The organism is Candidatus Cardinium hertigii (assembly GCF_003788695.1).
Genome location: NZ_RARA01000016.1, coordinates 20,895 through 33,777, shown reverse-complemented (window position 1 = coordinate 33,777; position 12,883 = coordinate 20,895). Strand labels below are relative to the sequence as shown.

Here is a 12,883-nt window from a genome sequence, read left to right as displayed (position 1 = left end):
CATTTATAATGTAGTCTTGATTAAGGGGGTTAAATATGTTCTTTTTGATCCAACCAAAGAGGCTGTGTATGTTCCATTAGATGAAGAGACTAAAGTTCGTGGAAAAGCAGCAGTAGATGGCGTAGGCTCTCGTTTGGGAAAGACATTAGCATCTTGGTTGATTACTGGTATGGGGGTACTCTTTGGGGGTGGAGATNTTGCACGTAAGAAGGTGAAGGTCATGTGGCAAGTATTTCCCGGGTTTGCTTAGGAGCGCTATTTTTGCTTGCGTGCTTCTATAACCAAGAAACTATCGTGCATAGCAAGGTAGTAAACCATAAATAGCGTATCAGTGATCATGCTTGCCATAGATTGCCCAGCTAATCGAAAAAATGCAATACATTTTTCCAGTGTTATTTTTTGTCATTATTATTCGTTACTTTTTTTATTGATAAAAAAAGCAACCAAAAAAATCAAGCGCTGGTGAATAAAGCGAGGCCGTTGCAATAGAAAACAAAAATTTTATAAAAAAAGCAAGAATCTACCTAACTATTACTAAAATAGTTTTTAAAAGTACATAAAAAATAATATTTTAGTACTGTAAACGTACAAAAATGTACAGGTTGCATCTAGATTTCTATAAAAAATACGTTGCAATTTTTCTATTGCAACGTCCTCATGATGTATGATGTACATACATCATGGGGCCCCCCAATACGTTGAATCCCGAAGCGGAACAGGAGTACCTGCCAGATACATCTGGTGGGGTAAAGCACAGCCAGCTTTTCAAAGACGAAGAAACGATTGCTGAACGGATACTAAACATTTGTATTTCATAAAAAAATTTCCTAAAATTTCATAATAAAACATTCTTTTCCTAAACTTGTCAAATTTTTATTGCTACTGTTAAGCAGCGCAACAGTTCCCTGCTCTACCTTAGCGGATAGTAATTGGCAGCAATTCCATAACACAGTTAGTTAAAGGAAGGACAAATTATTGGAATGGGGAAAGCGTCCAAAGCCAAGGAATGATAAAAAGGCTTGGTTTGTGCTTAGCGCATGGAATATGAAATAGCAAAATTAAACAAAAAAGATATGAAAAAGCAGTTTATCCTTCTTGGGTTATTCTTATTGGCTAGCAGTTTTACGGTATCCCAGGTTAGGGGACAAGAGGTACAAAAGAAAATGCATTGGAAAGGATGTGCAGACAAAGTAACTAAGCGTGAAACATACTTGAACTTGGTTAAAGCATATGCTAAAAAATTTCGTAACCTAACGGAGCTTTGCAATGGGCAATGGCCAGATAGTACCGATGCAAGGTATTTGCGTGCAGCAGCTGAAGCTTTAGCATACAATCAAACAATTATAAAGATAGAACTGGCTTACCGTGATTCTGCATGTGTAATAGCCCTAGCTAAGGCTTTGGAAAAGAATCGAACCATTAGGGAACTTGTTGTACTACTTTCGACTGAAATGGGTTCTACAGGGGCAATAGCCCTAGCTAAGGCTTTGGAAAAGAATCGAACCATTATAAATATTAATCTGATTTGTAGTTATATTGGTTCTGAAGGCGCAGCAGCGCTAGCTACAACTTTGGAAAAGAATCGAACCATTAGGGAACTTGCACTACGTGCGACTAAAATGGGTTCTACAGGGGCAATAGCGCTAGCTAAAGCTTTAAAAAAGAATAGTACAATTACAAATATTGATCTGAGTTGTAATGATATTGGTTCTGAAGGCGCAGCAGCGTTAGTTACAGTTTTGGAAAAGAATCGAACCATTAGGGAAATGCAACTAGGTGGTATTAAAATGGGTTCTACAGAGGCAATAGCGCTAGCTAAGGCTTTAAAAAAGAATAGCACGATTACAAAGATTGATCTAAGTGGGAATGGTATTGATTCTGAAGGCGCAATAGCGCTAGCTAAGGCTTTGGAAAAAAATAACACAATTACAAATATTGATCTAAGTGATAATGATATTGATTATGAGGGGGTAGCAGCGCTAGCTAAGGTTTTGGAAAAAAATAGCACGATTATGGAGATTAGTCTGAATAATAATAGAATTGGTTCTGCAGGGGCAGTAGCGCTAACTAAGGCTTTAGAAAAGAATCGTACAATTACAAAGATTGACCTGAGTTGGAATGGTATTGATTATGTAGAAGCAGCAACGCTAGCTAAGGCTTTGGACGATACTATTCCTTGTAAAAAAGAGTGTATTTACCTGACTTATGATAAAACTATGTATAATGGAATACACCTAACTAAGTCTTTGGAAAAGAATAGCACAATTACGAAGATTTACTTAAAGACTAATAAGCCTGGTCTTGAAGACATAGCAGCGCTAGCTAATGCTTTACACAAGAATAGCACAATTACGGAGGTTTACCTGAGTTGTTATGATATTGATTATGAGGAAATATCAACATTAGCTAATATTTTGAAAAAGAATAGCATAATTACGGAGATTAGCCTATATGGGAGGAATAAGATTGGTTCTGCAGTGGCATCAGCGCTAGCTGAGGCTTTGGAAAAAAATAGTACAATTACTAAGATTAAACTGAGATTGAAAGATATGGATTGTGTAGGCGCAGTAGCGCTAGCTAAGGCTTTGGAAAAAAATAGTACGATTACGAAGATTGACCTATGTTATAATAATATTGGTTCTGCAGGAGTAGTAGCGCTAGCTAAGGCTTTGGAAAAAAATAGCACGATTATGGAGATTAGACTGAATTATAATAACATTGGTTCTACAGGAGTAGTAGCGTTAGCTAAGGCTTTGGAAAAAAACAGCACGGTTATGAAGATTAGCTTGATGCATAATCGTATTGATTCTGTAGGGGCAGTAGCGCTAGCTAAGGCTTTGGAAAAAAATAGTACGATTACAAAGATTAACCTAAATCGGAATGGTATTGGTCCTGAAGGCGCAGTAGCGCTAGCTGCAGCTTTGGAAAAGAATAGTACAATTACAAAAATTGGCCTGGGTGGAAATAACATTGGTTCTACAGGGGGAGTAGCGTTAGCTATGGCTTTGGAAAAGAATAGCACCATTACGAAGATTCGCCTGAATGGAAATAACATTGGTTCTACAGGGGCAGTAGCACTAGCTAAGGCTTTGGAAAAGAATAGCACAATTACAAATATTAATCTGATTGTGAATCATATTGGTTCTGCAGGGGCAGCAGCGCTAGCTAAGGCTTTGGACAAGAATAGTACAATTACGGAGATTAACCTGGTTGGTGGGAATAATGTTACTTATAAAGAGCTAACAGCGCTATTTATAGATAAGCATATAATTATTGATGGTGGAAAAGATTAACCTGAATGGGAGTGGTATTGATTGTGTAGGGGCAGCAGCGCTAGCTAAGGCTTTGGACAAGAATAGTACAATTACGGAGATTAACCTGAATACTAATAATTACTTCTGAAATTGATGTGCTTTTTTATTGTAAAATGGCATTAAATTAGTAAATTTATCTTAACACGGGCACTATCCATAATAATCCCCTAATGAATTATTGGAAGCATAGTTTACTATCAAAAAAGAAATTTAATGGCAATGCGAAAGATTACTTGCATATCCACAAGTTTATCGACACAAGCAAACTATTCTATTTTCACAACAAGCATAGGATTCTTTTACATCATACCTACGGTATAGATTTATGCATTCAAAAGTTTGGCGAAACATTAACCAACACTGAAAATCGCACAATATTAATACGTGATATTGCTGCGGAGCATTGTAAAGAAGATCTTATGGGTATGGTTCCAACTCTAAATCATTGGTATAAATATGTTGATGATGCTTTGCTGAATTTCATAAAACCAATCAATCCTGCAGACAATAAACTGAAAGAGTTTGTTTTAAGGCCATTCCTAATGTCTGGTTTAAAGTCAACACTAATAATAACCCACAGCAATTTTGGAATATTTCTCGCAAAAGAGATCCTGGGAGTTGATTATGCCTTTGAACTTTCAAATTATCTACCGCAGACAAACATAAACGAGTTACTCGAATACGTAAAACTAAAAGAAAGATGGCAATATACTCCCGATTTAAAACAATTAAAAGATATTGAAGATGAGTTTAATAAGTAATATTTTTGAAAAATTATTTGGCCGGAGTAATCATTATGAAGAAGAACAAACGGAAAGAATAGAAGATGCCGATGAGAAATTATTTGATCTGGGCAATCATTATGAAGAAGAACAAATGGAAAGAATAGAAGATGCCGATGAGGAATTATTTGATCTGGGCAATCATTATGAAGAAGAGCGAGCGGAAAAAATAGAAGATGCCGATGAAAGTCTTGAAAGCTGGATTATTGCGACTGTAAAAGAAAAGGGCTGCCTGTCATTTACCTGGGAAAGTGGCAGTGACGAAGCTTTTGTTACATTTAAAGACAGTACTGATGTAGACAGAAATAATTTTGAGGATTTAGAAACTTATATAATCGATACATTAGATATTCCAGATGCCGGCGAATTCCAAATGAATGGCAGCGGTGATATTTATATTGATAATAATTTAGTAAGGGCAAAATATAGTTCAACAACTAAAGCAATTATAGACTATAATGAGGAGACCGATCAGGTGATTTATGATGAAGAAGAATACCACGACAGCGCTGATGAGGTTTTATTTGCCATTGAAAAATAAGCTGAATAAAAATTATTTGTCAATATTAAACTCATAATCAATGGAAATTATCATTATAGCTACTGGGATAATCGGCTTAACCAGTGCTATTCATTTAACCAAAAGCGGATTTGTAAGTAATTTTCCTTGTCAAGAACAACCATCTTGTGCTTTTCCTAGCTCTAATTTTTTGGAGATTTGTTTGTTTAATCAAAAAATCAACCCAAAAAATCAAGCAGCAGCCGTTTCTATACTATAGAGCATAATATATTTAATTTAAAACTTTTAAAACACCCATTATGTATTTTTTACTAATTTTGTTCCTAGTCTTCAGTGGATGTACTAAAGTACGACAAAGTATAGGTACTTCAAACGACATGGCATTGGCAGGCAGTTCAATAGTTGATTTTGCTGAAAATCAAGAAAAAATTAATGACCCAGAACTCATGCAATTGGTCAATGAAAATAATATTATAAGCAGCCAAGCTTATAAATATTGGAGTGTTCAGTCGGATAGCGATAGACATGATGTATACATAAGCTTATACAAGCTACATAAAAAATACGTGTCCAATTTGGAGTTGCAAAATCTACTGGGCAAGCTGGTACCTTACCTGTGTAAGGCACCGTGCTCCCGTCTTATGGTAGATTGCCATGGTGTAAATTCATCAGGTGAATATCTTGATGCGATATTTTCTGCTCTTAAAGGTACAGTTGTGCGTAGCCTAGCAGTATATTGGACTGATTTAGGCGCAGTACAAGCGGAGCTATTAAAGACAGCATTTTCTAAGCTTAAACATACAAAGATTGAAGAATTGAGACTGCAGAATAGCGATTTAGCAAATAATATAGATCCCTTACTTTCTGTACTTGTGGATAACACAACTGTGCGTAAATTACATTTAATTTCGAATGCTTTAGGCTCGGTGCAAACGGAGCTATTGAATACAGCATTTTCTAAATTCAAAAATACAAGGATTGAAGAATTGACTTTGACTGGTAATGAGTTAGGAAATAATGTAGTTCCCCTACTTTCTGTGCTTGTGGGCACAGATGTACGTGACTTATGTTTAAATAGTAATAATTTAGACTCGGTGCAAGCGGAGCTATGGGGGATAGCATTTTCTAAACTCAAATATACAAAGATTGAACATTTGGGATTATCGGATAACAAGTTGGCAAATAATATAGATCCCCTACTTTCTGCGCTTGTGGATAACACAACTGTGCGTGAATTAGATTTATATTACAATGATTTAGATTCAGTAGAATTGAAAACTTTATGTAAAGCTTTCTCTTTGCTTCAGCATACAGCCGTTGATAGTTTGAATTTTGGTGAATGGGATTTTCGCTCTTGGGATTTAAACAGTATGGAAGAATTGCTCACTACGTTAAGCAAGACAAAAATACGTAAAGTTTCGTGCTTGGGTCCTGAGGTTTCAGGCAACTTAGTTGATTGGTTTAATTCAAACATTGCTTATCCGCACGATACCGTATACCATGAAAGTGGGTTACAAAGAGCATGTATACGCACCATGATGCAAAACAATTTAGATCTAAATACAGCAAGGCTTAATATACAAGTAGAAAAAAAAATAAAGGAATATGAATCTGATAAACTTGGTTTAGATATAGTGTCCATATCCGACGAAGAGGATACAACAGATGAGGATATAGAAAATTCTGACGAAGAGGATACAACAGATGAGGATATAGGAAATTCCGACGAAGAGGATACAACAAATGAGGATATGGAAATTCTGGCGAAGAGGAGGAGGCTGCTATAAGTATCCGTTCAGTGGAGTAGCCTATGCGTATTTTTTCACGTTCGTATTTAGAAATAGCGCAATAATATAAATTTATAAAAAATGCGCTTTGAAAAACTGTGGAAAGAAAAGAAAGGAAAAAATAAAAGAAAATCAGCCTGTTTGAGCCTACTCTTCGTCTTTGAAAAGCTGGCTATGCTTTATCCCACCAGATGTATCTGTCGGGTATCCGCTCAGTGGAGTAGCCTATGCGTATGCGTATCCGTACTCGTAAACAATTATAAATAGGTACCAGTTCAATTGTGTGACTAGTGCAAATAATGCAAGTCATAAAAAAATGCGCCTTGAAAAAACTGTGGAAAGAAAAGAAAGGAAAAAAATCAAAAGAAAATCAATTTGTCTGAGCTCCGTAGGAGCGAGATTTGATTTTCGGTTTTTTTCCTTTCTTTTCAGCAGTTTTTTCACCAGCGCTTGATTTTTTTTGGCTGCTTTTTTTGATCAAGCAAAAAAAGTAGTTTTAAAAGAAGTAGTTTTTAACAAAATGGATAAAATCATCAATTATTAAATATTAGCCATTTTCTGTAATCTATATATAATATCGCTGCCACGCATGTGAACAAATACGATATATAAGCATGATTAGTTAATAGTAAGGGGATAACCTGGTACCAGGAGCGGGGGTCGAACCCGCATGGCCAAAGCCACAAGATTTTAAGTCTTGCGTGTATACCAATTCCACCATCCTGGCAAAGCTACGTTTGAGATCTATATACTAAATCACAAAAAAAGAGCGAGAAACGGGACTCGAACCCGCGACCCCGACCTTGGCAAGGTCGTGCTCTACCAACTGAGCTATTCTCGCTTATGGGTTATAAACCCTATACCAATTGAGACGAATTTAATCAAACATTCATTTTTCTCAAAATAATTATTCATTTTTATGTTTATTTCTTTCCTTTTTAAGGATATTTTGCATTTCACTCAATTTTAGTAAGGCTTCTACTGGAGAAAGGGTATTAATATCAATTTCATCTAGAAAAGTGCGTAAATAGCCTAAGTCTGCATCTGCATCAAAAAGCTTTAGCTGGTATTTTGTTGGGGATAATGCTGTTACAATCTCTTTTTCAGGTATTTTTCCGCTGATGGCCGATAGATGTTGTAGGATTTCTGTTGCTCTTTCCAAAATAATGGTTGGCATTCCTGCCATTTGGGCTACATGAATACCAAAACTATGTTCGCTTCCACCAGCTACTACTTTATGTAAAAAAAGAATTTTTCCATTTACTTCTTGTACAGCTACGTGGTAGTTTTTGACCCTAGCTAGTTCTGCTGTCAACTCATTTAGTTCATGGTAATGCGTAGCAAAAAGGGTTTTAGCTTTATAACGTGGATGGTTATGAAGATATTCTACCAATGCCCAGGCAATAGAAATACCATCATAGGTACTGGTACCACGTCCTATTTCATCCATGAGCACAAGGCTACGGTCGCTAAGGTTATGCATAATGCTAGCGGTTTCTGTCATCTCCACCATAAAAGTGGATTCTCCTTGGGCCAGATTATCCGATGCACCTACCCTGGTAAATATTTTATCTACAATGCCAATGTGTGCTGAAGTAGCTGGTACAAAAGATCCTATTTGAGCCATTAATACTGTCAAAGCAACTTGACGCAATAGGGCTGATTTACCAGCCATATTGGGTCCCGTAATAACCATGATTTGCTGTTGCGTTTGGTCTAACCAAATATCATTAGGTATATAGGTTTTGCCTAAGGGCAGCCGTTGTTCAATAACAGGGTGTCTGTTCCCCTTAAGATCTAGCCATGTACTATTATCTATAATAGGCTTGCTGTAATGCTGTTCACTTGCCTGTTTGGCAAAGGCCAGATAACAATCTAACTGTGCAATGATTTTGGCATTTTTTTGAATATGTGGAATAAATTCTAGGGCGGCATGCACTAATTCTTGATAAAGCTGCTGCTCTAGGAGTTGTGCTTGTTCGGCTGCATGGACAATATCTTCTTCGTAATGTTTTAATTCCTCTGTAATGTAGCGTTCTGCATTGGCAAGGGTTTGTTTGCGTATCCAATCCGTTGGCACTTTATTTTTGTGCGCATTCGATACTTCAAGATAATATCCAAAAACACGATTGTAAGAGACTTTTAGAGAGGGAATACGGGTCCGTTGGCTCTCTTTTTGTTGCAATTGTACCAAATAATCTTTACCAGTATGGATCATGGCATTGAACGCATCCAATGCATCATTAACATGGGGTTTAATAATCCCTCCCTGATTAATAAGCATAGGCGGATTTTCTTGCAATTTATTTTGAATATTTTCTACCAAATCGTGGCAGTTATGAAGCTTGGAACCGCATGTTTGCAATAAGGGAAATAAACTATTTTCTAGTGATTTTTGAATCGGATATATCTGTTCTAATGCTCTTTTCAAGGCTACCATTTCCCTCGGATTTACCCTACTAGCAGCTACTTTGGCAATAAGGCGTTCTAAGTCTCCTATCTGTTTTAAATGGCTTACGAGTAATGCTGCTAATGTTGGATGGTCTATCAGATATTCAACAATAGAAAGACGCTTTTGGATGTGCAAGGCTTCTTTAAGTGGAAACAACAGCCATTTTTTAAGTAGACGTGCACCCATAGGGGTGACCGTTCTGTCTAGTATTTCAATAAGGGCAGTTCCACCTAACTGTTGTGGCACAATCAGTTCCAAGGCTTTAACGGTAAACTGATCTAGCCAAACATATTGATGTTCCTCCAATCGTGCAATAGAATTGATATGTTTGATTTCTTTGTGTTCAGTTTCCGCTAGATAGTTCAAAATAGCACCAGCAGCAACAATACCAATAGCGTAATCGGTTATCCCAAAGCCTTTTAGCGAGCTGGTCCCAAAATGGGTATTTAGCAAACCATACGCATAGTCAAACTGAAAAATCCAATCTTCTAGGGCATAAACCGCAAAATCCTCTTTAACAAAATCATCCCATAACGCCTGTTGTTTTTTATTAAAAATAACCTCAGATGGGGCAAAACGCTGCAAGAGTTTTTGCATGTAATCACATGCGCCTTCTGCTACCAAAAACTCTCCAGTAGAGAGGTCTAAGAAAGCCATCCCTAATAGCTCTTTTTCGAAAACAATAGCCGCTAAGTAATTATTACATTTGCTATCCAAAACCGCTTCGCTAAAAGAAAGTCCAGGTGTAACCAATTCAGTCACGCCTCTTTGTACAATTCCTTTGGCTTGTTTAGGATCTTCTAATTGATCACAAATAGCTACACGGTAGCCAGCCTTTACCAATTTGGGCAAATAAAGTTCCAGAGAATGGTAGGGAAAACCAGCTAACTCTATACTAGAGGCCGATCCATTAGCTCTTTTGGTTAATACAATACCCAATACTTTGCTTGTCTTAACTGCATCTTCTAAAAAGGTTTCGTAAAAATCCCCTACTCGAAACAGTAACAATGCACCAGGATATTTTTCCTTGATGGCAAAATATTGCCGCATTAATGGAGTTCCCTCAATTGGCTTAGACATAGGAGCGTAAGTTAAGAAAACCTAACGGTTAATAGTCTAAAAGTAGGGAATTTAGGGGAAAGAATAGGTAAAAGCATGCTCCCTAGGGCTGAATGTCGCAAACGATTTATCCTAAAAAGCTGTTACCTTTCTCAGTAAATTTTGTTTTCTTAAAATTATTTATTATTAACTCTTGAAGGGTAACCTTCTCTAGGGAGGTAGGGAAGGGGGTACTTTGGATAATTATATTGGAGAAGGTACTTGGATAATTATATTCAAGCGAGTGATGGTAAAGCTGTTAACCATATCAATAGCTTTTATAATTATAAAAAAAACAATAATACAAAATGAAAAATATGAAACGAATGAATTTGCATAATCAAAAGCATAACTTTTGGATAAAAGGGCTGTCGATTTTGTCTTTATCTCTTCCTTTACAAGCCTCCACTTCTGGCGCTTGTAGCCGTACAGTTCTGGAGCATAAAGCGAAAGAAAGCGTGGAACAATGGCGTCAAAATATGGAGAATACGAAGGATATTAGTAGAGATGAAGGTGGACTCATACTATACGTGGCAGTAGAGGCTAAGGACAGTAACAAAGTAAAAGAAGTTTTAGAACGTATTCATCAGGATAACCAATCAGGCGCAGCTGCTAATTATAAACATGATTTCCCACACTCAATTGGTCTCAATAGTAAAAGAACAGCTTTTGGTAGATCTCTAGAGCTAGGCAATGCAGAAATAGTTAGGGATTTGCTTAACTGTCCATATATTGACCTTAATAAGGTTGGCAATAATGCAACTGCACTTTTGATAGCGCTTAAAAACAATAAAGAAGAAATAGCTCAGATTTTACTAAACGAGTGCCCTGAAACTAAAACACTAGATATCACTTCAAAAGATCCAAAGACCGGGTTCACGCCACTACATTTGGCCATTGAAAAGGGGTTTGACAAAGTAACAAAGGCGCTGGTACATAAGCTTCAGTCTATAGATAGTTTATGTGCAAGCGATATAAAAAGCAGAACACCATTGCATATGGCTGTTCGTAGCAATAGACAATTTGCATTTCAATATGTATTTGATCGAATAGCTAAACTCAGTAGTAAAGCTGTGGCCATTGAAAAACTTTTTGCAAAAAATAAAGATGGTATTTCTGTATTTGCACGTGCCTATTTGCCCAGACCTATCGCATGGAGGAATATTTTAAAGAGTGGTATAGACGATATAGAAATGTTTACATATGTATTACGTATGGTAAGAGATAATTTAACGCCCAGCCAATGGGACGCTATTACTGATGAAATGCTTACTCTAGACTATAGGGGTAAATTTGACGTCGGCGATATCGATATTTTACGCGATATAGTCGCACGAGAGAAAGGGAAGTGAGGGAAATGCATATGTATTTTTAATGTCTTTATTCGTATCCGTTATTCACCTTCACTGAATCCCGAAGCGGTACAGGGGTCCCCGCCAGATGATATATCTGGTGGGGTAAAGCGTAGCGAGCTTTTCAAAGACGAAGAGACGACTACTCAATGGATTTGGAAAGCTGGCAAGGCGCGCGAGGGTGAAGTGCACGCAGCATAGTACCCACTATGCGAGTACACTGAATCCCGAAGCGGAACATAGCGAGCTTTTCAAAGACGAAGAGACGACTACTCAATGGATTTGGAAAGCTGGCAAGGCGCGCGAGGGTGAAGTGCACGCAGCATAGTACCCACTATGCGAGTACACTGAATTCCGAAGCGGAACATAGCCAGCTTTTTCAAAGACGAAGAGTAGGCTTAAACAGGTTGATTTGCTACCAGCTCTCAGACTGAAATTTTCTAGTCACAGCTTTGTTCAAGGCGCGTTTTTATGATCTTGCATTATTGCATTATTGCTAGGAACGAACGTGAATAAATACGCATAGGTCACACAATTGAACTTGTACCTATTTCTAATGGTTTACGAATACGGATACGCATACGCATACGCCACTTCACTGAACGGATACCTTACCAGGGTCGTGAACGGACACTTTTGCTGGACCAGCATATCTTCTCTATAATATCAATTATTTATGCTTGACTTTTTACCTTTCTGGTAAAAATAGGAACGACTAAACTAAATATATATTATACTGGAATTCAATATTTTGAGTTGGGAAAGCGCTTAATGTATGCATGGTTGAACATAAAAAAAACAGTTTATAGAAAAAAACAATAAAGTTATTTTGGAATAACTAAAAAACCGCTATATTTGTTCAGTTCAGCAACGAATTTTTATTCCTTTTTTATTTTTTATTACAAAAAGGATCTTGGTTCTATCAATAGTAAAATATTTCTATGGCTAGGTAAATAGCAATTAACCATAGTTTGTTAGCAATTTGTTAGAAAGGGGCGGATATTACCTAAGAAAAGGCCTTTGTAATGGTAATGAGGAATAAGTAGTGGTATATGGAAATCCATATACTTTTTAAATTAAAAAACAATTAAACACAATTTAAAAACAATTAAACAAAATGGTTACATATAAGAAAAAAACAACTTAAATATTCACAAACAGTATCCGTTCAGTCGTGTGGCTAATTAGAAATAGCACAATATGGATAAAATCATCAATAATCTATAAAATATGGCTGCCACGCAAGTGAACGGATATGATCGTAATTTTATAAACTATAAATAAATAAACGAAAACAAAATGACTAATAAAAACAAAATGACTAAAAATAAAAACAATTTGCATATCAGACCATATAGCTATTTAGTAAAGAGCGTAGCGGCTTTATCTTTATCAGCTGCCCTACAATCTTGTGCAAAAAACAACCAAGGAGCGATGCGAATACCCAGCAGCAATAAAAGCGTAATGGATTGTATATTACATACAAATGATGCCACATTTTGTAATGAACTAGATAATAAGAAGGATATTAGCTGGCAGTGGAAAGGTTGCGATCTTCTATACAGGGCAGTATGCGTT

9 protein-coding genes and 2 tRNA genes are annotated in these 12,883 nt (G+C 36.7%); 7 read left to right on the top strand and 4 right to left on the bottom strand.

Translation table 11 applies throughout. The annotated features are described in order from the left end of the window. Positions 1-64: 64 nt before the first annotated feature. The 6 genes from EDM02_RS00905 (at position 65) to EDM02_RS00880 (ending at position 6,403) form a co-directional block, all read left to right on the top strand. Positions 65-250 (top strand): Npt1/Npt2 family nucleotide transporter, encoded by a 186-nt coding sequence (locus EDM02_RS00905; RefSeq protein ID WP_478210129.1) that lies wholly within the window; start codon positions 65-67, stop codon positions 248-250. Between the two features lie 823 nt (positions 251-1,073). Then, on the top strand, positions 1,074-3,293 hold the full coding sequence (locus tag EDM02_RS00900; protein ID WP_184891069.1) for a leucine-rich repeat domain-containing protein: 2,220 nt from the start codon (positions 1,074-1,076) through the stop codon (positions 3,291-3,293). A 191-nt stretch (positions 3,294-3,484) separates the two neighbouring features. Then, the gene (locus tag EDM02_RS06115; protein ID WP_420886338.1) at positions 3,485-4,075 is read left to right on the top strand and encodes a DUF6915 family protein; all 591 of its coding nucleotides are present in this window, start codon (positions 3,485-3,487) and stop codon (positions 4,073-4,075) included. Beyond that, positions 4,059-4,637 (top strand): mediator of RNA polymerase II transcription subunit 21, encoded by a 579-nt coding sequence (locus EDM02_RS00890; RefSeq protein WP_123662332.1) that lies wholly within the window; start codon positions 4,059-4,061, stop codon positions 4,635-4,637. The genes EDM02_RS06115 and EDM02_RS00890 overlap by 17 nt, the downstream gene beginning before the upstream one ends. Before the next feature lie 40 nt (positions 4,638-4,677). Continuing rightward, a complete protein-coding gene (locus tag EDM02_RS00885; protein WP_123662330.1) occupies positions 4,678-4,875 on the top strand; it encodes a hypothetical protein in 198 nt (65 codons plus the stop codon). Positions 4,876-4,993: 118 nt separating this feature from the next. Next, positions 4,994-6,403: a leucine-rich repeat domain-containing protein gene (locus EDM02_RS00880; protein ID WP_123662328.1), complete on the top strand. Its 1,410-nt coding sequence runs from the start codon at positions 4,994-4,996 to the stop codon at positions 6,401-6,403. A 642-nt stretch (positions 6,404-7,045) separates the two neighbouring features. Here EDM02_RS00880 and EDM02_RS00875 read toward each other — a convergent pair. The 3 genes from EDM02_RS00875 to mutS all read right to left on the bottom strand — a co-directional run bounded on the left by EDM02_RS00875 (position 7,046) and on the right by mutS (position 9,935). Continuing rightward, positions 7,046-7,130 (bottom strand) — tRNA-Leu (locus EDM02_RS00875). 41 nt (positions 7,131-7,171) lie between these two features. Next, positions 7,172-7,244: transfer RNA gene (locus tag EDM02_RS00870), tRNA-Gly, on the bottom strand. Positions 7,245-7,310: 66 nt separating this feature from the next. Continuing rightward, positions 7,311-9,935 carry a DNA mismatch repair protein MutS gene (mutS, locus tag EDM02_RS00865; protein WP_123662326.1) on the bottom strand — a complete coding sequence of 875 codons (2,625 nt, stop codon included), beginning with the start codon at positions 9,933-9,935 and terminating at the stop codon, positions 7,311-7,313. A 335-nt stretch (positions 9,936-10,270) separates the two neighbouring features. Between mutS and EDM02_RS00860 the strand changes: the two genes are divergently transcribed. After that, a complete protein-coding gene (locus EDM02_RS00860; protein ID WP_184891068.1) occupies positions 10,271-11,305 on the top strand; it encodes an ankyrin repeat domain-containing protein in 1,035 nt (344 codons plus the stop codon). Between the two features lie 1,358 nt (positions 11,306-12,663). Here EDM02_RS00860 and EDM02_RS05615 read toward each other — a convergent pair. Next, entirely contained in the window at positions 12,664-12,801 is a 138-nt protein-coding gene (locus EDM02_RS05615) for a hypothetical protein (RefSeq protein ID WP_184891067.1), read from the bottom strand. Positions 12,802-12,883: the final 82 nt, after the last annotated feature.

What these genes read in the sequence shown, in the direction of transcription:
- EDM02_RS00900 (WP_184891069.1), top strand. Translation starts at nt 1,074, where the DNA reads ATGAAAAAGCAGTTTATCCTTCTTGGGTTATTCTTATTGGCTAGCAGT.
- EDM02_RS06115 (WP_420886338.1), top strand. Translation starts at nt 3,485, where the DNA reads ATGAATTATTGGAAGCATAGTTTACTATCAAAAAAGAAATTTAATGGC.
- EDM02_RS00890 (WP_123662332.1), top strand. Translation starts at nt 4,059, where the DNA reads ATGAGTTTAATAAGTAATATTTTTGAAAAATTATTTGGCCGGAGTAAT.
- EDM02_RS00885 (WP_123662330.1), top strand. Translation starts at nt 4,678, where the DNA reads ATGGAAATTATCATTATAGCTACTGGGATAATCGGCTTAACCAGTGCT.
- EDM02_RS00880 (WP_123662328.1), top strand. Translation starts at nt 4,994, where the DNA reads ATGGCATTGGCAGGCAGTTCAATAGTTGATTTTGCTGAAAATCAAGAA.
- mutS (WP_123662326.1), bottom strand. Translation starts at nt 9,935, where the DNA reads ATGTCTAAGCCAATTGAGGGAACTCCATTAATGCGGCAATATTTTGCC.
- EDM02_RS00860 (WP_184891068.1), top strand. Translation starts at nt 10,271, where the DNA reads ATGAAACGAATGAATTTGCATAATCAAAAGCATAACTTTTGGATAAAA.